The following is an 18,822-nucleotide window of genomic DNA, read 5'->3' as shown; positions in this document are numbered from 1 at the left end:
CGGTAAGCCCTGCGCATGACAGAATATACAATCCAGCGACTTGGCCACCTGGGCGACGGCATTGCGTCCGGCCCTTTATTTGCACCGATGACCCTGCCGGGCGAGGTGGTCACAGGCACGCCTGACGGGCAGACCCTGACCGATATTCGTATCGTCAGACCGTCTGAAAACCGGGTCGCGCCCCCGTGCCGTCACTTCAAGGCCTGTGGCGGATGTCAGTTGCAGCATGCATCAGATGATTTCGTTGCGGAATTCAAGCTGGGCGTGGTCAAAGCGTCGCTGGATGCTCATGGGATAGAGACTGTTTTCAAGCCTCTCCAGACCTCGCCAGCGCAATCGCGCCGTCGTGCGACCTTTGCAGCGAAGCGTACCAAAAAGGGTGCGATGGCCGGTTTCCACGGGCGCGGGTCCGATGTCGTGATCGAAATTCCAGGGTGTCAGTTGTTGGACCCTGCCGTATTGGGCGCACTGCCAATTGCCGAAAAGCTGGCCGTGATCGGGACCAGCCGCAAGGCACCACTGGCCGTGACAGTGACCGCATCGCGAGGCGGGCTCGATATCTCGGTCCAGAACGGCAAGGAGCTTGACGGCCCGCTGCGGCAAGAGCTGGCGCATTTGTGTGACATTCTGGGGCTGGCGCGGCTGACCTGGGACGGAGACGTGATCGCCATGCGCACGCCGCCGGTACAGCGGTTCGGCGCGGCCAAGGTGACGCCCCCGCCCGGCGCGTTCCTGCAAGCCACCCCCCATGGCGAGGCCGCATTGATCACTGCTGTGCGCGAGGCTGTTGGCGATGCGCGCCACGTGATCGATCTTTTTGCGGGATCTGGGACGTTCAGTCTGCCCTTGGCTGATCGTGCAGAGGTACATGCGGTCGAGGGTGACGCCGCCATGACCGCGGCGCTGGACCACGGGTGGCGCATGTCGACCGGCCTAAAGCCCGTCACGCACGAGACCCGAGACCTGTTCCGCCGTCCCTTGCTGCCCGATGAACTGGCCAAGACCGACGCGGTCGTAATCGACCCGCCACGTGCCGGCGCAGAGGCGCAGATTGCCGAGATCGTCAAAGCGATGCCGCCAGTTCTGGCTTATGTTTCGTGCAACCCGGTCACCTTTGCGCGGGATGCCGCTGTGCTGATTGCCGCCGGTTATACGTTGAATTGGGTGCAAGTCGTTGATCAATTCCGCTGGTCATCCCATGTGGAGCTGGCAGCGCAATTCACTGCGCCGGAAGTACAACGCAAGCGCAAATAACGCACAGCTAAGGTGGGCAGGACAAACATGCGGGAACGTCTGGGAAGATGGGTCGAAGGACGGGCCGTCAGCAATTTCATCATCGGTGTCATTGTGTTCAACGCCGCCCTGCTGGGCATGGAAACCGCGCCTTCGTTGATGGAAAAATATGGCGCGGTAATCCTGTTTCTCGACCGCGTATGTCTGTTCATTTTCGTCGCTGAAATCACTCTCAAGATCTTTGCGCGCGGGATCGGGTTCTTTCGCAACGGTTGGAATGTATTCGACTTTACCGTCGTTGCCATCGCGCTGGTGCCTGCCGTGCAAGGCCTGTCGGTACTGCGCGCATTGCGTATTTTGCGGGTGTTGCGCGTGCTATCCGTCGCCCCCCGTCTGCGCCGCGTCGTCGAAGGTTTCATCACCGCGCTGCCCGGCATGGGCTCGGTCTTTTTGCTGATGACTATTATCTTTTATATCGGTTCGGTGATCGCGACCAAGCTGTTCAGCACTCACTTTCCTGAATGGTTCGGATCGCTGCCCGCCAGCGCCTATAGCCTGTTCCAGATCATGACGCTGGAAAGCTGGTCGATGGGCATCGTGCGGCCCGTGATGGAAGTGTACCCTTATGCGTGGGTGTTTTTCGTGCCGTTTATTCTGGTCACGACCTTTGCCGTGGTGAACTTGCTGGTCGGTCTGATTGTGAACTCGATGCAGGATGCGCATAACGAAGAAGAAACCGTGCGCACCGATGCCTACCGGCTTGAGGTGATGGAGAAGCTGGAAGCGATCGAAAAGCGGCTGGCAGAGACCACCCGCCAGTAACGGCTTTTTGACCGCATCGATATTTGCTACATGGTAGGGCATCCACATAAGGGCCGAAAAGGCCACGGGAACGAGGCATTGTGAACATGAAACGCAGAAATCTGATTCTGGGTGGCACCGCGCTTGTGGCGCTTGGGGCCTGCAGCAGCAGTAAATTTAAACGGTACAACGGGCCACAGGTCACCTATGTGATCGTCAACAAAGGCGACCGACGGATGTACCTGATGCACCACGATAAGGTGTTGGAATCATATGATATCAAACTGGGATTCGCACCCGTAGGCCATAAGGTCTATGAGGGGGACGGCCGTACGCCCGAAGGAATCTATCGGATCGACCGGCGCAATCCGAACAGTCGGTTCCACCTATCGATCGGGATCGATTACCCCAACGAGATGGACCGGGCGCGCGCCAATGAGATGGGTAAAAGCCCCGGTGGCGATATCTTTATCCACGGTCAAAAGACTGCCAAGGACAAGAATCGCACGGATTGGACGTGGGGATGTATCTCTGTCACTAATGACGAGATGGAGGATATCTACGCGATGGTCGGCAATAATACACCCATCGCGCTGAACCCCTGAGTAGTCAGAACTTTAGAAAGTGACCGTGATGGTCACTTTCCCATCACCATCGTCCACCAGATCTTGCCGTTTTCTTCCTGGTGCCAGGAAAAGCCCATGTTCAAAGCGTCTTTGGACATGACGATTCGGCGGGTATCTGGTTGTTCCATCCAGGCGGCGAGGGTTTCCAGCTCTGTCTCGTAGGTCTCCGAGATGACTTCGCCGACCAACGCACCGGTATAGCCCACGCGCTGAATACGATCGACGGGCGACGACCCGTCCGACCCAAAGTGCCACGGGCGGTTTTGCACGGCCATATCGCGCGCATGGGTTGCTGCGGCGGCGTTAAGCTGTGCGTTCAGTTGCACCTGCGAAAGACCCGAAGCACCGCGCAGCGCGTTTACGGAATCCAGCATGCGGAACTGCAATTTGCCGGTGTCATTGCGGCCGATCTTGTACACGGATGGGGCCGCGCGGCCGTCAGATGCCATGGTTTGCGGCGCAGGGGTACAAGCCGCCAGCGCCACGGTCAGGAAAATAAGGATTGAAAACAGACGGATCATGGCGCAACTCCACGCGATTGGTTTTGTTGTGCCATACAGCGTGATGCGTTGCAGATCAAACGCACATGAGCGTGAGCGCGCCTGTTAACGCTTGTTTGATTTGAAACTGCGACTTTCAAGCCATATACGACAATATTATACTAGGTTGTAACTACCTTCAGGAGACATTTGATGTCTGATAAGAAATTTACCCTTTCGTCACGCCGTGCCTTCCTTGCAGGAAGCGCCGCGATGCTCGCAACACCTGCCTTGGCCCAAAGCAGTGTGAACGGCGACGCGACGACCGAGACGGAGCGTGACCTGACCGAAAGCGTGCGCCGCAACACCTCTAGCTTCCGCACGCTGGATTGGCAGCCCTATTTCACCAACACCAAGAACGGCGCCATTCTGGTCGATATCGACAGCCGCGCCGTGCATTACTGGTCCGAAGACCAGTCGATCTACAAGCTGTACCCCTCTAGCGTGCCGCTGACCGAAGAGCTGACCCGCCGTGGTCGTACCAGCGTTATCCAAAAGGTTGTCGGCCCTACATGGCGCCCCACACCGTCGATGCTGGAACGTAACCCGGAATGGCCTGCGGTCATCGGGCCGGGCCCTGACAACCCCTTGGGCACCCATGCGCTGTACCTCAGCTGGACGTATTATCGTATCCATGGGACGCATGACACACGCAAGATCGGCCGTCGTTCGTCGAATGGCTGTGTCGGCCTGTACAATGAACATATCGCTGAACTTTTCGGCATGGCAAACGTAGGCACCCAAGTGTTGCTTATTTGACAACTTTTTAGCGATTGTGGTGCTGAAATGCTGAATCCGTGTTTGCAATTCCCCGCTGATGCTGTTTAGAAAGTTTTACGAGGTAAGTCTTGGGCGCGTGCTATCACCCTGTGAAGTACGCCTTTTCTGGAGGTTATGTTATGAAGAAACTTGTTCTCGCCGCTGCTTTGACAGCTGCCGCATCGACAGCATTCGCTGGTTCGCTCGCAGAGCCAATCATCGAAGCACCCGTAATCGTTGAAGAGTCCACCTCTTCTTCCTCGGGCATCCTGATCCCCCTGCTGCTGCTGGCCGTTGTAGCTGCTGCAGTTGCTTCCGACTAATTTAGTCGAAGTTTCAGTTAGAAAAGGCGGTGTTTTACACCGCCTTTTTTTATGCCTGATGGCCAACGCCAGATGGCATACGGACAAAAGAAAAGCGCCTGTAGCAACAGGCGCTTTCTTTGTTTCCAGACCCGGGCTTGACGGGGCCGGGTGGATCAGTCGATCCAGCCCTGTAGGTTTTCCTCGATCACATTCGACAGCGCCTTGATGTGCAGAGCGTCGTCATTGAGGCAGGGGATATAGTGAAACTCCTCGCCGCCCGCATGTTCAAAGCTTTCCTTGATCTCTTCGTTGATCTCTTCGAGCGTTTCGATGCAATCGGCTGAAAAGGCCGGGGCGCAGACGGCGATCTTTTTGTTGCCGGCTTCGGCCTGCCGCGCGACCTCTTCCACGGTATAGGGCTGTAGCCATTCTTCGGGGCCGAACTTCGACTGGAAGGTGGTCATGATCTGCGTGTCATCCCAGCCCAGCCGTTCTTTCAACAGGCGCGTCGTTTTCTGACACTGGCAGTGATAGGGGTCGCCCTCCATCAGATAGCGCAGCGGGACACCGTGGTAGGAGCACAATAGCTTGTCGGGCTTTGTCTCCATCTTGGCGTAGGCCTTCTCGATCGAGGTGGCGAGCGCTTTGATATAGTCGGGGCGGTCGAAATAGGGCTGAACCGTACGCGCGGCGGGCTGCCATTTCTCTTTGCCTAACGCCGCGAAAAACGCATCATTTGCGGTAGCCGATGTGGCACCGGCGTAGTGCGGATAAAGCGGAAAGAACAAGATCTTCTGACAGCCCGCAGCGGTCATCGCAGCGACCTTGGACTGGGTCGACGGGTTGCCGTAGCGCATGCAAAAATCGACCATAACTGCGTCACCATACCGCGCCTGCATCGCCTCTTTTATCTTCGCGGTTTGCTGTTTGGTGATGGTCATCAGCGGGCTTTCCCCCGCCTCGTGGTTCCAGATCGACTTGTAGGCGGCACCGCTGGTGAACGGGCGTTTCGACAAAATCACCAGCTGAAGCAACGGTTGCCATTTCCACGGGCTATAGTCGATCACGCGGCGATCAGACAGAAATTCCGATAGATAACGGCGCATTGACCAGTAATCGTAGTTGTCTGGCGTGCCGAGGTTGGCCAGCAAGATGCCCACCTTGGCGGAGGGAACGGCGGGGTGGTCAGGTTGGGCATTGGCTGGGCGCAGCTGCGTCATCTGGCATTCCTTTTCTGCATTTATCGCTGAGATAAACGGTTTGGGTCGGGCGTCAATCGCGCAGCGGCGTTTCGGCCGTGGCCAGCGCATCCGCCAACCGATGCTGCGCAGAGCCGGGTCGCAAGGGTTTTGGCTGGCTGTCCGCCGGTGCCCATCCTGCCAGAAACACCAGCTCAAACGTCGCTTTGATGCGCCCCTCTGGGGTCGCATAGTGGTCTCGGTAAAGCTGCCCCGCGGCCTCAAAAATCGCGCGGCCACTGGGGCGGCGCAACCGGCTGTCCATCGCGTTGGCCTCGCCCATGGCGCGCAGGTCGCGCATCAGGTGCCAAATGTCGGTATATTCAACGGTCAACGTCACGGAATCGGCCACCGGCAGGGCAAGTCCCGCGCGTTGCAGCAGCCCGCCGATGTCGCGCAGTTCGGCCATGGGGGCGATGCGCGGCGACAGGCCGCCGGTGATCGCGGCTTCGGCTTGCCCCAGACAGGCGCGCAGTTCGTGCAGGGTTTGCCCACCAAACCCGACGCTGAGGAACAGCCCGTCCGGTTGCAGTGCACGGCGCGACTGGATGATCTGCCCCACCGGATCATTCGCCCAATGCATCCCCATGGCATGTACCACCAGATCATGCGCGCCTTGGATCAGCGCCAGCGTGTCCGTATCGCTGACCAGCGTCGCATTCGGGTGCAATGCGCCCCAGACCTGCGGAAAACCTGTGACAATCGCCGCAGATTTAAAGCTTCTGTTAACCAAAGCCAGCCGATCATCGACTTCTTCAAAGGCGGCACGGTGCAGAAACAGGGCGTCATCTGTGGCGCGGCTGCGGTGGCGGGTCAGGGCCGCGCGATCTGTCAGGGTGTGTGAAGCGTTCATGAAAGGATACTAAGGTCATGCGAGGCCAGTTACAAACCGCAGTTGCGTTGATTTACCCGCCGTCCTGTCTGGCGTGCGGCGCACCTGTGGACGGGGATGGCGGGCTATGCGGCCCGTGCTGGCGCGATACGGCGTTTATTGACGGCGTTGTCTGTGAGACCTGCGGTGTGCCATTGCTGGGCGACGGTGCCGACGGGGATGCTTTATGCGACGCCTGTCTGGCCCATCCGCCTTTGTGGGATCATGGGCGGGCGGCGCTGCTATACCGCGAGACGGGGCGCCGTCTGGTTCTGGCGCTCAAGCATGGCGACCGTCAGGACATCGCCAAACCCGCAGGCCGCTGGATGGCACGCGTGATTGCGCCGTTCGTCACGCCCACGACGCTGGTCATACCGGTGCCGCTACATTGGTCGCGGCTGTGGAAACGGCGGTTCAACCAGTCGGCCCTGCTCGCCAAGGCGATTGCCCGCGAGCGGGGGCTCGGGTGGTGCCCCGATGCGCTGCGCAGGGTCAGGCGTACGCAATCGCTGGATGGCAAAGGGCGGGGCGAACGCTTTGCCCATCTGGACGGTGCGATCACGGCCCACCCGCGCCGCGCCCACTTAATGGCGGGGCGGCCTGTGCTGTTGGTGGATGATGTGATGACCTCTGGTGCGACGTTGCAGGCGGCGGCTTTGGCCTGTCTGGCGGTCGGGGCAGGTCCAATCTGCATTGTGACACTGGCAAGAGTGGCAAAAGATACTTAAGTCTTGGTCCAACCCATTTGTTGAAAGGACATCAACATGCAACCTGTCGAGATCTATACATCGCCGCTTTGCGGTTTTTGCCATGCTGCCAAACGTCTGCTGAATGAAAAAGGCATCAGCTTTGCCGAAGTCGACGTGTTGGCCCAGCCAGAGCGCAAGTCCGAGATGATCACGCGTGCCAATGGCGGGCGCACGGTGCCGCAAATCTTTATCGGAGATACCCATGTCGGCGGCTGTGACGATCTGTATGCACTGGAACGTGCGGGCAAGCTGGACGCGTTGTTGGCAGCCTGATGCAGGCGGCCCTGATCCAGCTGAATGTCAGCGACACACCGGCCCGCAATCTGGCGGGCACGGTAGAGATGGTGCGCGATGCTGCGGCGCAGGGGGCTGAATTTATCCTCACCCCCGAGGTGACGAACTGCGTGTCCACCAGCCGCGATCATCAGCGCAGTGTTTTGCAGCACGAGGACAACGACATCACTCTAGCCGCACTGCGCGACGCGGCGCGAGAGGCTGGCATCTGGTTGTTGATCGGATCGCTGGGGCTCAAGACGGGGGATGCGGACGGGCGCTTTGCCAACCGGTCGTTCCTGATTGATCCGCAGGGGCAGATCAAAGCCCGCTATGACAAGATCCACATGTTCGACGTGGATATCGACGAAGGTGAAAGCTACCGCGAATCAGCGGGCTACCGTCCCGGCGATCAAGCCGTTGTGGCGCAGACCCCTTTTGCCAAAATCGGGATGAGCATCTGTTACGATATGCGCTTTCCCAAGCTTTATCAGGCGCTGGCGGATGCGGGGGCCACGATCCTGACCATGCCTGCCGCGTTTTCCCCTGTGACCGGTGCCGCGCATTGGCATACGCTGCTGCGCGCCCGCGCGATCGAGACAGGGTGTTTCGTGTTGGCCCCCGCGCAAACCGGCACCCATCACAGCGATCGTCACAAGACCCGCGACACCTTTGGCCATTCGCTGGTCGTCGCCCCGTGGGGAGAGGTGCTTTTGGATGCCGGCACCGCGCCGGGCATTTACCCGTTCACGCTGGAAATGGCGCGTGTACAAGAGGCACGTACCCGCGTACCCAGTCTTGCCAACCGGCGGGAATTTGGGGCACCTTAGAAGACGACTATGACGGAAAATCGAAACTCACTTGCGATCACCTTGATCAGCGAATTGCTGTCGGCTGATCAACGGATGCGCACCCGGCTGACCCGGGCGCTGCCTAAAGGGATGGAGATTTCTCATTTTTCGGTGCTGAACAATCTGGCATGGCATGACGGCGAAAAGACCCCCGCGCAACTGGCCGAAACGTTCAACGTTACCCGTGGCGCGATGACGAATACGCTGAACAAACTGGTTTGGGCGGGCTATGTGCATATCCGCCCGGATTGGGACGATGCGCGGCGCAAGATGGTGGCGATCAGCCCTGCGGGCCGGAATGCGCGGGACCATGCGATCCGGCAAATATCCCCGTTGATCAATGACGTGGCGGATGATCTGGGCGAGGCGCAGGTGCGTGCCACGCTCGAAACCCTACGCGCCCTGCGGCGCCAGCTGGAAGGCTGACGCCGTCTTGGGTCACTCTGGCTTTAGGCTGGCGGTGACATAATTCACGCTCAGGTCACGGTCTGATAGACGCCACGACCATGTGATCGGGTTAAACACGAACCCCTTGCGATCGACCGCCGTTAGCCCTGCCTTATGCAGCAGGTCAAAGAGTTCGTCAGGTGTGATGAACTTTGACCAGTCATGTGTGCCTTTGGGCAGCCAGCGCATGACATGCTCTGCGCCGACAATCGCCATCATGAACGACTTTGGGTTCCGGTTCAGGGTCGAGCAGAGGTGCAACCCGCCGGGCTTTAGCAGGGTGCGGCAGGCGATCAGATAGTCGATGGGCGAGGCGACGTGTTCGACAACTTCCATGTTCAGCACAACGTCGAACTGTTCACCCGCTTCAGCCAGTGCCTCGGCCGTGGTGTGGCGATAGTCGATCTCGAGCCCCGATTGCTGCGCATGGACTTGGGCCACCGGAATGTTGCCCGCAGCGGCATCGGCACCGACCACGGTCGCACCCAAACGCGCCATCGGTTCAGACAGCAGCCCGCCGCCGCAGCCGATATCCAGAATGCGCAGCCCGCGAAACGGCTGGGGGGCTTTCAGATCGCGGTAGAACTCTCCGGCGATTTGAGTGGTGATGTAATCCAGACGGCAGGGGTTGAGCATATGCAGCGGCTTGAACTTGCCGTTCTCGTCCCACCATTCAGCGGCCATGGCCTGAAACTTTTCGATCTCGGCGGGGTCAACTGTGCTTTGAGGCGCTTGCATTCTGATCTCTCTGTGCTCTTTTGGGTCCAATGACTATATAGGGCTGTAATGGACAAAATCCCGGACCAAAAGCGCGCAGTGCAATATCTTCACCCGCCGATCGATCCGTTCGATCAGCGGATGATGGACATGGGCGATGGTCATTCGATCTATGTTGAACAATGCGGCAACCCTGATGGCATCCCCGTCGTGGTGTTGCACGGCGGCCCCGGCGGCGGGTGCAGCCCGTCGATGCGGCGCTATTTCGATGCCGAGAAATACCATGTGATCCTGTTTGATCAACGCGGGTGCGGGCGGTCCAAGCCTTTTGCGTCGGTCATCAACAACACGACGTGGGATCTGGTGTCGGATATCGAACATATCCGCGAAGCGCTTGGCATCGAGAAATGGATCGCCTTTGGCGGCAGCTGGGGGGCGACGCTGGCGTTGATCTATGCCGAAACGCACCCTGATCGGGTCCGCAACATCATCCTGCGCGGCGTCTTTATGATGACGCAGGCCGAGCTTGACTGGTTCTATGGTGGTGGCGCGGGCAAGTTCTGGCCTGACCTTTGGGCGCGGTTCACCAGCCTGATCCCCGAGGCAGAGCACGGCGATCTGATCGCGGCCTATCACCGGCGCTTATTCTGTGGCGACCGCATGACCGAAGTGAAATACGGCAAGGCCTGGGCCGCGTGGGAAAACGGGCTGGCGTCGATCCATTCATCGGGTGGGTCGTATGAGGGACCGGGAGAGTATTCGCGTACCTTTGCCCGGTTAGAGAATCACTATTTCACGAACGCGGGTTTTCTTGAGTTTGACGGACAGATCCTTGCGCATGTGGATCGCATTGCCCATATTCCTGGCGTGATTGTCCAAGGCCGCTACGATATGATTTGCCCCCCTTCAAGCGCGTATGAGCTGGCACAGGCTTGGCCTAATGCCGAGCTCAAGATGGTGCGTAATGCCGGCCATGCGCTGTCCGAACCCGGGATCAGCGCCGAACTGGTGCGCACGATGGACCGGATTGCAGCGCAATGACCCGTTCTTTGATGGACCGTCGTGCGTTATTTGCCTCGGGTGCCGCTGCTGCCTTGTTGGCTGCGACGGGCGTGTCGGCGGCGTCCATGCCCAAGGCGGGCGGGCGGTTGCGGATGGCGCTGTCGGGTGCGGCGCGCAGCGATACATGGGGGCAGGGCGACGGTCTGTTCATGCAGGTCGCGCGGCAGGGTCTGATCTTTGACACGCTGACCGAAATCGCTGCAGACGGGACATTGCGCGGAGAGCTGGCAACCGCGTGGCAGGGCAGCGAAGACGGGCGTGTCTGGCTGGTCGATCTGCGCAAGGATGTGTTGTTTCACGACCAGCAACCGCTGACCGCGCGCGATGTTGCAGCCTCGCTGGCGTTGGATGGTGTGGTAGAGGCGACCGGAACGCATCAGGTGCGCATCACGATGACTATGCCTGCGATGGATTTGCCCTTTACGCTGGCGGACCCGCGCCATGTCATTCGCGCTGCCCATGCGATGGACGATGGCATCGGCACCGGCCTGTACCGTCTGCGTCGTTTTACGCCGGGTCAGCAGGTTTTGGCCGAACGTGTGACGGATCACTACAAAGGCCGCAGCGCCGGATGGTTCGATACGGTGGAACTGGTTTCCATCCCCGCGCAGCAGGTCCGTGCACAAGCAATGGCCGAATATCTGGTCGAAGCTGCCGACCTGAACGATGGCGAAGCCCTTCAATCCTTTGATGATATTGCCCTGTTGCCCCATGCTCGGGGGGTGACGCACGCGGTGTCGCGCAGCATCGCCATGCCCCTGCGTACCGGCCAACATCGACCACTGGATAACCTGCGTGCGGCCGAACGTTGGTGGCTGGCCTAGGCGGGGCAGGCACACAGGGCTTGCAGTTTCACATATACGGGCGTATATGGCTTCATAACAGCGGCGCATCGGGGTCCACACCTGAGGCTCCACCGATCTTGAACACGGGCCGCGCGCCCGTTTTTTTGTGCCTGCTCAAAACTGCAGGATGATAGTGAGAATATGAACAACGACCTGATTGCAAAAGCAGCCATTGATCGCCGCATGGCCGAGATCATCACACCGGTGATCGAGGATCTGGGGTTTGAACTTGTGCGCGTGCGCCTGATGTCAGGCAAAACGACCACCTTGCAGCTTATGGCGGACCGCCCTGACGGCGGCATCGAAGTGGACGAGCTGGCCTTGATCAGCCAGTCTGTCAGTGCCGTTCTCGACGTCGAGGACCCGATCATCGAAGAGTATACTCTTGAGGTTTCCAGCCCCGGCATCGACCGCCCGCTGACGCGCCTCAAGGATTTCGAGATGTTCGAGGGCTATGAGGCCAAGATCGAAACCGCCGACCTGATCGATGGGCGCCGCCGCTTTAAGGGCGAACTGGCGGGCATTGAGGGCGACGAGGTGCTGATCAACGTTGAAGAGGGCACCATTGGCCTGAAGTTCGACTGGCTGACCGACGCGAAACTGGTCCTGACCGACGATCTGATCAAAGAAATGCTGCGCCAGCGTAAAGCGTCCGGTGCGATTGACGAAACCAAATTCGATGACATCGAGACCGAAGGGTCCACCGAGGGAGACGACTAAATGGCCATTACATCTGCCAACCAGCTGGAACTGCTGCAAACCGCCGAGGCTGTGGCCCGCGAAAAGATGATCGACCCCAATCTGGTGGTTGAAGCGATGGAAGAATCGCTCGCTCGGGCGGCCAAGTCGCGGTACGGCGCTGAAATGGACATCCGCGTCGCGATTGACCGCAAGACAGGGCGCGCGACCTTTACCCGTGTCCGTACGGTTGTGGCCGACGACGAGTTTGAAAACTATCAGGCAGAATTCACGGTTGAGCAGGCCAAGCAGTATATGGCCAACCCCGAAGTCGGTCAGGAATTCAGCGAAGAAGTCCCGCCGGTTGAGATGGGCCGCATCGCGGCGCAATCCGCCAAGCAGGTGATCTTGCAAAAGGTCCGCGAAGCAGAGCGTGACCGCCAGTACGAAGAATTCAAAGACCGCGCCGGCACGATCATCAACGGTTTGGTCAAACGCGAGGAATACGGCAACGTCATCGTCGATGTGGGTGCTGGCGAAGCGATCCTGCGTCGTAACGAAAAGATCGGCCGCGAAAGCTACCGTCCGAACGACCGTATCCGCGTCTACATCAAAGACGTGCGCCGCGAACAGCGTGGCCCGCAAATCTTCCTGAGCCGTACCGCGCCCGAATTCATGGCCGAACTGTTCAAGATGGAAGTGCCCGAAATCTATGACGGCATCATCGAGATTAAGGCTGTTGCCCGTGATCCCGGTTCGCGTGCCAAGATTGCCGTGATCAGCTATGATAACTCAATCGATCCGGTTGGTGCCTGCGTTGGTATGCGCGGCAGCCGTGTTCAGGCTGTTGTGAACGAGCTTCAGGGCGAAAAGATCGACATTATTCCGTGGAACGAGGACCAGCCAACGTTCTTGGTCAACGCGCTTCAGCCTGCTGAAGTCTCCAAGGTTGTTCTGGACGAAGAAGCCGGTAAAATCGAAGTTGTTGTACCAGAAGAGCAACTGTCGCTGGCGATTGGCCGTCGTGGTCAAAACGTGCGTCTCGCGTCTCAACTGACCGGGCTGACCATCGACATTATGACCGAAGAGCAAGAGAGCCAGCGCCGTCAGGCCGAGTTCGAACTGCGCACCAAGCTGTTCATGGACAATCTGGATCTAGACGAATTCTTTGCCCAGCTTCTGGTTTCCGAAGGGTTCAGCAACCTTGAAGAAGTCGCATATGTCGAAGTAGGCGAGCTGCTGGTCATCGACGGCGTTGACGAAGACACGGCCAGCGAACTGCAGGCCCGTGCCCGCGACGTGATCGAAGCGCACAACAAAGCGGCGATTGATGCGGCCCGTGCCTTGGGCGTGGACGACACGCTTATTGAATTCGACGGCCTGACACCCCAAATGATTGAGGCGCTGGCCAAGGACGACGTCAAAACGCTCGAAGATTTCGCGACTTGCGCGGATTGGGAACTGGCTGGCGGCTGGACGACCGTGAATGGCGAACGCACCAAGGATGACGGGACACTTGAACCTTTCGACCTTTCGCTGGAAGATGCGCAAAAGTTGATCATGACGGCGCGCGTCTTGCTGGGCTGGGTAGATCCCGCTGAGCTTGAGACCGATGAGGTTGAAGAAGACCTTGATATCGACACGGACGAGGAGGCCGAGGCCTGATCGCGGGGCTTTGGGGAACGATATGACACGTGGTGGCGTTTCTAAAGACCGGGAAGACGGTCCCGAACGAAAGTGTATCGCCACTGGCGAGGCGCAGCCCAAAAACGGGCTGATCCGCTTTGTTGTTGGTCCCGACATGCATGTTTTCCCGGATATTCTGGGAAAACTACCCGGACGAGGGATGTATGTGTCGGCGGATCGGGATGCGTTGGAAAAAGCGGCCAAGAAGGGCTTGTTCGCCCGTTCGGCCAAGCAACCTGTAAAGGTTGCGGATGATTTGGTGGAAGAAGTTGAAAAGCAGCTTGTTCGCCGTGTAGTTGACCTGATTTCGTTGCAACGCAAGGCGGGTAAGGCCGTTGCGGGCTACGAAAAAGTCAAAGGTTGGCTGCAAATGGAAGAAGCCGAAGTGTTGATCCAGGCAGTAGATGGATCGGGCCGCGGCAAATCGAAACTAAGTACGCCGCATTTCGGTCATTACATTGGCTGGCTGACGGCAGACGAATTGGGTTTGGCTTTCGGACGCCAAACTGTGATACATGGGGCGCTCGCCTCTGGTGGTCTTACCTCTCGTGTTGTAGAGGAAGCTCAGCGGTTAAAAGGCGTGCGCATAAACGAGGGTGGCAACGGTCACCCGAAAGGATAGACGAGCTTCATGAGCGATAGTGACGGCAAAAAGACATTGGGCCTGCGGGGTGCGCCTTCGCGCCCTGGTAACGTAAAGCAAAGCTTTAGCCACGGACGGACGAAAAACGTCGTGGTCGAGACCAAGCGCAAGCGCGTTGTGGTGCCCAAACCTGCTGGCGCAAAAGCCGGCGGCGGTAGCAATCCATCGCTCGGGGATCCCTCCAAGCGTCCGGCAGGCATTACGGATTCCGAAATGGAACGCCGGCTGAAGGCGGTTCAGGCGGCCCGCGCCCGCGAGGCAGAAGAAGCCGAAGCACGTGCCGCTGACGAAAAGGCCCGCGCGGAAGACCGCGAGCGTCGTCGTGCCGAAATCGATGCGAAAGAAGCCGAAGAACGCGAGCGCGTCGAAAGCCTGAAGGCGAAAGCCGAAGAGGACGAGCGTCGCAAAAAAGAAGCGGAAGCTGCGGCAGTCGCTGCATCAGCACCCGCAGCGGCCCCCGCCGCACCGCGTACGCCAAACGTCAAATCTGGCGTACCCACACCTGTGGTACGCAAGAAAGAAGGCGACCGCGAGGAAACCAACAAACGCAACAAGGGTGGCGACGATAGCCGCCGTTCGGGTAAACTGACGCTGAACCAGGCTCTGTCCGGTGGCGAAGGTGGCCGTCAGCGCTCTATGGCGCAGATGAAGCGCAAGCAGGAACGTCAGCGCCAGAAGGCCATGGGCGGTTCGGTCGAGCGTGAAAAGATCGTGCGCAACGTCAATCTTCCGCCGGCGATTGTTGTCTCCGAGCTGGCCAATCGTATGGCCGAACGCGTCGGCGCGGTTGTCAAAGCTTTGATGACCAACGGCATGATGGTGACGCAGAATGAAACCATCGACGCGGATACCGCCGAACTGATCATCGAGGAATTCGGCCACAAGGTCGTACGCGTTTCTGACGCTGACGTCGAAGACGTGATCAAAGAAGCCGAAGACGATCCGAAAGACCTGGTTTCGCGTCCTCCGGTCATCACGATCATGGGCCACGTTGACCATGGTAAAACATCGCTGCTTGACGCGATCCGCAAAGCCAAGGTTCAGACCGGCGAAGCGGGCGGTATCACGCAGCACATCGGTGCCTATCAGGTCACAACCGACAATGGTCAGGTTCTGAGCTTCCTCGATACACCGGGCCACGCGGCCTTTACCTCGATGCGGTCGCGCGGTGCGCAAGTCACCGACATCGTTGTGCTGGTCGTCGCTGCGGATGACGCTGTGATGCCTCAGACGATCGAAGCGATCCACCACGCGAAAGCGGCAAAAGTGCCGATGATCGTGGCGATCAACAAGATCGACAAATACGAAGCCAACCCTGACAAAGTTCGCACCGATCTGCTGCAACACGAGGTCATCGTCGAAAAGATGTCCGGTGAAACGCAGGACGTCGAAGTGTCGGCTGTAACGGGTCAAGGTCTGGACGAACTGCTGGAAGCCATCGCGCTGCAGGCGGAACTGCTGGAACTGAAAGCGAACCCGAACCGTGCCGCGGTTGGTGCCGTGATCGAAGCGCAGCTTGACGTGGGCCGTGGCCCTGTTGCGACTGTGCTTATTCAAAATGGTACCCTGCGCCAAGGCGACATCTTTGTTGTGGGTGAGCAATACGGTAAGGTACGTGCGCTGATCAACGACATGGGCGAACGCGTCACAGAAGCCGGCCCGTCGGTGCCTGTCGAGGTGCTTGGCCTCAATGGGACACCAGGTGCGGGCGACGTGTTGAACGTGACCGAAACCGAAGCGCAGGCGCGTGAGATCGCAGAATATCGCGAAAAAGCCGCCAAGGATAAACGCGCTGCGGCCGGTGCGGCGACGACGCTGGAACAGCTGATGGCGAACGCCAAGGTGAACGAGACGGTCAGCGAGCTGCCTTTGTTGATCAAAGCAGACGTGCGTGGCTCTGCCGAAGCGATCGTGCAAGCGATGGAGAAAATCGGCAACGATGAAGTCCGCGTACGGATTCTGCATTCGGGTGTCGGTGCGATCACAGACACTGATGTCGGCCTTGCCGAAGCATCGAACGCGCCGATCATCGGCTTTAACGTCCGTGCAAACGCTTCTGCCCGTGCCTCGGCGAACCAAAAAGGCGTCGAGATCCGTTATTACTCTGTCATCTATGACATGATTGATGATGTGAAAGCGGCGGCGAGCGGCCTGCTGAGCAACGAGATCCGCGAACACTTCATCGGCTATGCGTCGATCAAAGAAGTGTTCAAAGTGACCGGCGTTGGCAAGGTTGCGGGCTGTCTTGTGACCGAAGGCAAAGCAAGCCGCGCTGCTGGTGTTCGCTTGCTCCGCGAGAACGTTGTGATCCACGAAGGCACGCTGAAAACGCTCAAGCGCTTCAAGGACGAAGTTTCCGAAGTACCGTCAGGCCAGGAATGTGGTATGGCGTTCGAGAACTACGAAGACATCCGCCCCGGCGACGTTATCGAGATCTTCACACGTGAAGAAGTCGTCCGCACGCTCGAGTGATCTAAACTTCGTTCGATATTTGATGATCAGAAGCCCGGTTGAATGTCCGGGCTTCTGTCGTTTCAAACACCCGTTTATCCTCGTTAAAGCTCAGCCGGTCGACACAGACCCGATCGTCCGCGATTTTGATGACGTTGAAGTCGTTCGGCTCTCCGCGTACTCGCGACGATAGGCTCGTCCCCGCGTGCAACTGGATCGCAGTCGTTCCGCCAGATTCTACGGTGAAGTTTTCCGCGTGCCACGTGTGCAAGTGCCCCGATAGGATCAGGTTCGCCCCGCAAGACAGCAGTTTTTCCAGCGCCACGTCTGCGCCGGGGATCGGTTTCTTTTTGGTATGGTTGGGATGCTGTAGTGGATGATGAACGACCAGAATGCGGGCCTTGCGCGCGGCAGTATCATCCATGGCTTTACAGGCGTGGGCAATCCGCCCCGCCGTCAGCTTCCCTGTCTGCCATGAAAACCGGTCAACCGAGTTGATGCCGATCACCACCATATCGTCGTTTTCGAACCGTGGGGTAAGGTCGGTGTTGATCCACTTGCGGTACCGGCGCCACGGCATAAAGAACCGTTGAAAGGGGCGGTCCAGCAACACATCATGGTTGCCCGGCACGCCTAGAACGGGTGCATTGAGGCGCTGGATAAAGTTATGTGCTTCTTCAAACTGGCTACGCCGTGCGCGTTGCGTGAAATCGCCCGATATTGCGACGATATCCGGCTCAAGCGCGTTCACGCAGGACAACAGTGGTTCCAGCAGATCCGGTCGGTCTTTGCCAAAGTGTAAATCGGATAGGTGCACCAATGTGCTCATCTTACAACCTCGTTGAATTCGGCGGGCACGATCAATTGCAACGCCTCGCGCTGCATCTCTAGCTTGAACGGACCTTTCATGCGGGTCAGTTCTCCGTCGCGGGCGACGGGGCGTGATTTATGCGCCATCTCAAGCGTGATCTCGTTCCCGCAGTGCATTTGATAGTCGGTTTCCCGTTTCGCAACGCCGAACGCCAATGCTGCAGCGTGTTTGAACAGGCCCCATCGGTCTGTGTCCGGGGCTACCAGCAGCACCATGCCGCCCTTGGCGATACAATCTTCGCCGCTGAGGCCCATCTGGTTCAACTGAAAGGCGTTGCTGATCGCAAAGACCAAAGGGGTCCGGTGTTTAAACGATTTTCCATCGACTGTGACTGTCAGTTTAAGAGGCGCACGAAGCGTTGCCAACGCCTTAACCACCGACCAATAGGCGGCGATTCGGCTGCGGCCCCAGCGATCGTATATGCCTTCGCGGGTTTTCAGAATGGCGGCATAGGCCCCGATGCTGGCGTTGTTCAGGAAGGCGTTGCCGTTGATCTTGGCGATATCCGTGGGCCGCAACGCGCCATTGGCGATGACATCGACAGCTTCATCCACCGTTTCGGGCAGGTTCAAGGAGCGCGCGAAATAGTTGAATGTCCCCGCAGGAATAATGCCCATCTGATTGGGCACATTCGCCAGCCCCGCGGCAACGCCGCTGATTGTGCCGTCCCCACCAGAGGCGACAATGGTCGCGTCGGGGTTATCCTCGGCTGTAGATTGCGCCAATTTGCCAAGATCCGCGCCATTGGGCGAAAATTCAACGAAGCTGACGGGAATGTCGTGGTGTTCAAACCGGTCTGAAATACGGGACCTGCGTTCTATCCCGTCTTTGCGGCCAGAGCCCTTGTTTAAGATAACGATTACGCGCGAAGGCTTCATGTTTGATCCATCCTTGATGACCTAAGCAAACGCTTGGGAAAGAGGTTGGTTCAGATGTTTCGCGGCAGTTTGGTCTCTCGGCAGGTCAGCTTTGGCGCTGAATCGGCTTGCCTGTGTAGATCGCGTTATCAACCTTAACCGATATGCGGCCATCGGGCATGTCGCGCACAAAAATACCCTGGACTGAAACCGTAGACCCGATTGTGATTGTACATAGCATTACTTCCTCCCCGAAGAACCAGCAGTTGCATCTTTATAGGCGACTATTTGCTCACGTCTAGCAACAAAAAAGTCGTTAG

Annotated in this window: 22 protein-coding genes; 15 read left to right on the top strand and 7 right to left on the bottom strand. The window is 58.5% G+C overall.

Going from position 1 to position 18,822, the window contains the following annotated elements:
* The first annotated feature begins 15 nt into the window (after positions 1-15).
* From E5180_RS12250 to E5180_RS12240, 3 genes are all read left to right on the top strand, one after another.
* Positions 16-1,254, top strand: a complete 1,239-nt coding sequence (locus E5180_RS12250) for a class I SAM-dependent RNA methyltransferase (RefSeq protein ID WP_138924611.1) — start codon at positions 16-18, stop codon at positions 1,252-1,254.
* Between the two features lie 27 nt (positions 1,255-1,281).
* Positions 1,282-2,055: an ion transporter gene (locus E5180_RS12245; protein ID WP_138924610.1), complete on the top strand. Its 774-nt coding sequence runs from the start codon at positions 1,282-1,284 to the stop codon at positions 2,053-2,055.
* A gap of 86 nt (positions 2,056-2,141) precedes the next feature.
* Positions 2,142-2,639, top strand: coding sequence for a L,D-transpeptidase family protein (locus tag E5180_RS12240; protein ID WP_093732759.1), 498 nt, complete (start codon positions 2,142-2,144; stop codon positions 2,637-2,639).
* A 32-nt stretch (positions 2,640-2,671) separates the two neighbouring features.
* Here the strand turns inward: E5180_RS12240 and E5180_RS12235 are convergent, their stop codons facing one another.
* Positions 2,672-3,181, bottom strand: a complete 510-nt coding sequence (locus E5180_RS12235) for a CAP domain-containing protein (RefSeq protein ID WP_138924609.1) — start codon at positions 3,179-3,181, stop codon at positions 2,672-2,674.
* 171 nt (positions 3,182-3,352) lie between these two features.
* On the opposite strand from E5180_RS12235, the gene E5180_RS12230 reads away from it, so the two are divergent.
* Both E5180_RS12230 and E5180_RS12225 read left to right on the top strand, forming a co-directional pair.
* Positions 3,353-3,958, top strand: a complete 606-nt coding sequence (locus E5180_RS12230) for a L,D-transpeptidase (RefSeq protein WP_093732757.1) — start codon at positions 3,353-3,355, stop codon at positions 3,956-3,958.
* 140 nt (positions 3,959-4,098) lie between these two features.
* Positions 4,099-4,281 (top strand): hypothetical protein, encoded by a 183-nt coding sequence (locus E5180_RS12225; RefSeq protein WP_138924608.1) that lies wholly within the window; start codon positions 4,099-4,101, stop codon positions 4,279-4,281.
* Positions 4,282-4,436: 155 nt separating this feature from the next.
* Here E5180_RS12225 and hemH read toward each other — a convergent pair whose 3' ends face one another.
* Positions 4,437-5,483, bottom strand: coding sequence for a ferrochelatase (gene hemH / locus E5180_RS12220; protein WP_138924607.1), 1,047 nt, complete (start codon positions 5,481-5,483; stop codon positions 4,437-4,439).
* A gap of 52 nt (positions 5,484-5,535) precedes the next feature.
* Complete coding sequence (locus E5180_RS12215; RefSeq protein ID WP_138924606.1) at positions 5,536-6,354, bottom strand: SAM-dependent methyltransferase; 819 nt, start codon at positions 6,352-6,354, stop codon at positions 5,536-5,538.
* A 17-nt stretch (positions 6,355-6,371) separates the two neighbouring features.
* Here E5180_RS12215 and E5180_RS12210 point away from each other — a divergent pair, with 17 nt between their 5' ends.
* Genes E5180_RS12210 through E5180_RS12195 form a run of 4 tightly spaced genes read left to right on the top strand, consistent with a single transcriptional unit; the run spans position 6,372 to position 8,671 of the window.
* Positions 6,372-7,100: a ComF family protein gene (locus E5180_RS12210; protein ID WP_138924605.1), complete on the top strand. Its 729-nt coding sequence runs from the start codon at positions 6,372-6,374 to the stop codon at positions 7,098-7,100.
* A gap of 36 nt (positions 7,101-7,136) precedes the next feature.
* Positions 7,137-7,394 carry a glutaredoxin 3 gene (gene grxC / locus E5180_RS12205; protein ID WP_093732752.1) on the top strand — a complete coding sequence of 86 codons (258 nt, stop codon included), beginning with the start codon at positions 7,137-7,139 and terminating at the stop codon, positions 7,392-7,394.
* Positions 7,394-8,224: a carbon-nitrogen hydrolase family protein gene (locus E5180_RS12200; RefSeq protein WP_138924604.1), complete on the top strand. Its 831-nt coding sequence runs from the start codon at positions 7,394-7,396 to the stop codon at positions 8,222-8,224. Before grxC ends, E5180_RS12200 begins: the two co-directional genes overlap by 1 nt.
* Before the next feature lie 9 nt (positions 8,225-8,233).
* Positions 8,234-8,671 carry a MarR family winged helix-turn-helix transcriptional regulator gene (locus E5180_RS12195; RefSeq protein ID WP_093732750.1) on the top strand — a complete coding sequence of 146 codons (438 nt, stop codon included), beginning with the start codon at positions 8,234-8,236 and terminating at the stop codon, positions 8,669-8,671.
* Between the two features lie 12 nt (positions 8,672-8,683).
* Here E5180_RS12195 and ubiG read toward each other — a convergent pair whose 3' ends face one another.
* Positions 8,684-9,430: a bifunctional 2-polyprenyl-6-hydroxyphenol methylase/3-demethylubiquinol 3-O-methyltransferase UbiG gene (gene ubiG / locus E5180_RS12190; RefSeq protein ID WP_138924603.1), complete on the bottom strand. Its 747-nt coding sequence runs from the start codon at positions 9,428-9,430 to the stop codon at positions 8,684-8,686.
* A gap of 48 nt (positions 9,431-9,478) precedes the next feature.
* Here ubiG and pip point away from each other — a divergent pair, with 48 nt between their 5' ends.
* The 6 genes from pip to infB all read left to right on the top strand — a co-directional run bounded on the left by pip (position 9,479) and on the right by infB (position 16,795).
* On the top strand, positions 9,479-10,450 hold the full coding sequence (pip, locus tag E5180_RS12185; RefSeq protein WP_138924602.1) for a prolyl aminopeptidase: 972 nt from the start codon (positions 9,479-9,481) through the stop codon (positions 10,448-10,450).
* Entirely contained in the window at positions 10,447-11,295 is an 849-nt protein-coding gene (locus E5180_RS12180; RefSeq protein ID WP_138924601.1) for an ABC transporter substrate-binding protein, read from the top strand. Before pip ends, E5180_RS12180 begins: the two co-directional genes overlap by 4 nt.
* A 162-nt stretch (positions 11,296-11,457) precedes the next feature.
* Positions 11,458-12,036 (top strand): ribosome maturation factor RimP, encoded by a 579-nt coding sequence (gene rimP, locus E5180_RS12175; RefSeq protein WP_138924600.1) that lies wholly within the window; start codon positions 11,458-11,460, stop codon positions 12,034-12,036.
* Positions 12,037-13,659: a transcription termination factor NusA gene (nusA, locus tag E5180_RS12170; protein WP_138924599.1), complete on the top strand. Its 1,623-nt coding sequence runs from the start codon at positions 12,037-12,039 to the stop codon at positions 13,657-13,659. It begins immediately after the preceding gene.
* A gap of 22 nt (positions 13,660-13,681) precedes the next feature.
* On the top strand, positions 13,682-14,302 hold the full coding sequence (locus E5180_RS12165) for an RNA-binding protein (protein WP_093732744.1): 621 nt from the start codon (positions 13,682-13,684) through the stop codon (positions 14,300-14,302).
* A gap of 9 nt (positions 14,303-14,311) precedes the next feature.
* Positions 14,312-16,795 carry a translation initiation factor IF-2 gene (gene infB / locus E5180_RS12160; protein ID WP_138924598.1) on the top strand — a complete coding sequence of 828 codons (2,484 nt, stop codon included), beginning with the start codon at positions 14,312-14,314 and terminating at the stop codon, positions 16,793-16,795.
* A gap of 1 nt (position 16,796) precedes the next feature.
* Here infB and E5180_RS12155 read toward each other — a convergent pair whose 3' ends face one another.
* From E5180_RS12155 to E5180_RS16010, 3 genes are all read right to left on the bottom strand, one after another.
* On the bottom strand, positions 16,797-17,603 hold the full coding sequence (locus tag E5180_RS12155; RefSeq protein ID WP_138924597.1) for a metallophosphoesterase family protein: 807 nt from the start codon (positions 17,601-17,603) through the stop codon (positions 16,797-16,799).
* Positions 17,600-18,523: a diacylglycerol/lipid kinase family protein gene (locus tag E5180_RS12150; RefSeq protein WP_138924596.1), complete on the bottom strand. Its 924-nt coding sequence runs from the start codon at positions 18,521-18,523 to the stop codon at positions 17,600-17,602. Before E5180_RS12150 ends, E5180_RS12155 begins: the two co-directional genes overlap by 4 nt.
* An 85-nt stretch (positions 18,524-18,608) precedes the next feature.
* Positions 18,609-18,743, bottom strand: coding sequence for a hypothetical protein (locus E5180_RS16010; RefSeq protein ID WP_302664626.1), 135 nt, complete (start codon positions 18,741-18,743; stop codon positions 18,609-18,611).
* Positions 18,744-18,822 lie beyond the last annotated feature (79 nt).

The sequence above is a fragment of the Sulfitobacter sp. BSw21498 genome, assembly GCF_006064855.1.
GTDB lineage: Bacteria > Pseudomonadota > Alphaproteobacteria > Rhodobacterales > Rhodobacteraceae > Sulfitobacter.
Note: the sequence above shows the minus strand (reverse complement) of the source record. Positions and strands in the feature narration are given on the sequence as shown.

What these genes read in the sequence shown, in the direction of transcription:
- E5180_RS16010 (WP_302664626.1), bottom strand. Translation starts at nt 18,743, where the DNA reads ATGCTATGTACAATCACAATCGGGTCTACGGTTTCAGTCCAGGGTATT.
- E5180_RS12180 (WP_138924601.1), top strand. Translation starts at nt 10,447, where the DNA reads ATGACCCGTTCTTTGATGGACCGTCGTGCGTTATTTGCCTCGGGTGCC.
- E5180_RS12225 (WP_138924608.1), top strand. Translation starts at nt 4,099, where the DNA reads ATGAAGAAACTTGTTCTCGCCGCTGCTTTGACAGCTGCCGCATCGACA.
- hemH (WP_138924607.1), bottom strand. Translation starts at nt 5,483, where the DNA reads ATGACGCAGCTGCGCCCAGCCAATGCCCAACCTGACCACCCCGCCGTT.
- rimP (WP_138924600.1), top strand. Translation starts at nt 11,458, where the DNA reads ATGAACAACGACCTGATTGCAAAAGCAGCCATTGATCGCCGCATGGCC.
- pip (WP_138924602.1), top strand. Translation starts at nt 9,479, where the DNA reads ATGGACAAAATCCCGGACCAAAAGCGCGCAGTGCAATATCTTCACCCG.
- nusA (WP_138924599.1), top strand. Translation starts at nt 12,037, where the DNA reads ATGGCCATTACATCTGCCAACCAGCTGGAACTGCTGCAAACCGCCGAG.
- ubiG (WP_138924603.1), bottom strand. Translation starts at nt 9,430, where the DNA reads ATGCAAGCGCCTCAAAGCACAGTTGACCCCGCCGAGATCGAAAAGTTT.
- E5180_RS12245 (WP_138924610.1), top strand. Translation starts at nt 1,282, where the DNA reads ATGCGGGAACGTCTGGGAAGATGGGTCGAAGGACGGGCCGTCAGCAAT.
- infB (WP_138924598.1), top strand. Translation starts at nt 14,312, where the DNA reads ATGAGCGATAGTGACGGCAAAAAGACATTGGGCCTGCGGGGTGCGCCT.
- grxC (WP_093732752.1), top strand. Translation starts at nt 7,137, where the DNA reads ATGCAACCTGTCGAGATCTATACATCGCCGCTTTGCGGTTTTTGCCAT.
- E5180_RS12230 (WP_093732757.1), top strand. Translation starts at nt 3,353, where the DNA reads ATGTCTGATAAGAAATTTACCCTTTCGTCACGCCGTGCCTTCCTTGCA.
- E5180_RS12215 (WP_138924606.1), bottom strand. Translation starts at nt 6,354, where the DNA reads ATGAACGCTTCACACACCCTGACAGATCGCGCGGCCCTGACCCGCCAC.
- E5180_RS12250 (WP_138924611.1), top strand. Translation starts at nt 16, where the DNA reads ATGACAGAATATACAATCCAGCGACTTGGCCACCTGGGCGACGGCATT.
- E5180_RS12155 (WP_138924597.1), bottom strand. Translation starts at nt 17,603, where the DNA reads ATGAGCACATTGGTGCACCTATCCGATTTACACTTTGGCAAAGACCGA.
- E5180_RS12165 (WP_093732744.1), top strand. Translation starts at nt 13,682, where the DNA reads ATGACACGTGGTGGCGTTTCTAAAGACCGGGAAGACGGTCCCGAACGA.
- E5180_RS12150 (WP_138924596.1), bottom strand. Translation starts at nt 18,523, where the DNA reads ATGAAGCCTTCGCGCGTAATCGTTATCTTAAACAAGGGCTCTGGCCGC.
- E5180_RS12240 (WP_093732759.1), top strand. Translation starts at nt 2,142, where the DNA reads ATGAAACGCAGAAATCTGATTCTGGGTGGCACCGCGCTTGTGGCGCTT.
- E5180_RS12210 (WP_138924605.1), top strand. Translation starts at nt 6,372, where the DNA reads ATGCGAGGCCAGTTACAAACCGCAGTTGCGTTGATTTACCCGCCGTCC.
- E5180_RS12235 (WP_138924609.1), bottom strand. Translation starts at nt 3,181, where the DNA reads ATGATCCGTCTGTTTTCAATCCTTATTTTCCTGACCGTGGCGCTGGCG.
- E5180_RS12200 (WP_138924604.1), top strand. Translation starts at nt 7,394, where the DNA reads ATGCAGGCGGCCCTGATCCAGCTGAATGTCAGCGACACACCGGCCCGC.
- E5180_RS12195 (WP_093732750.1), top strand. Translation starts at nt 8,234, where the DNA reads ATGACGGAAAATCGAAACTCACTTGCGATCACCTTGATCAGCGAATTG.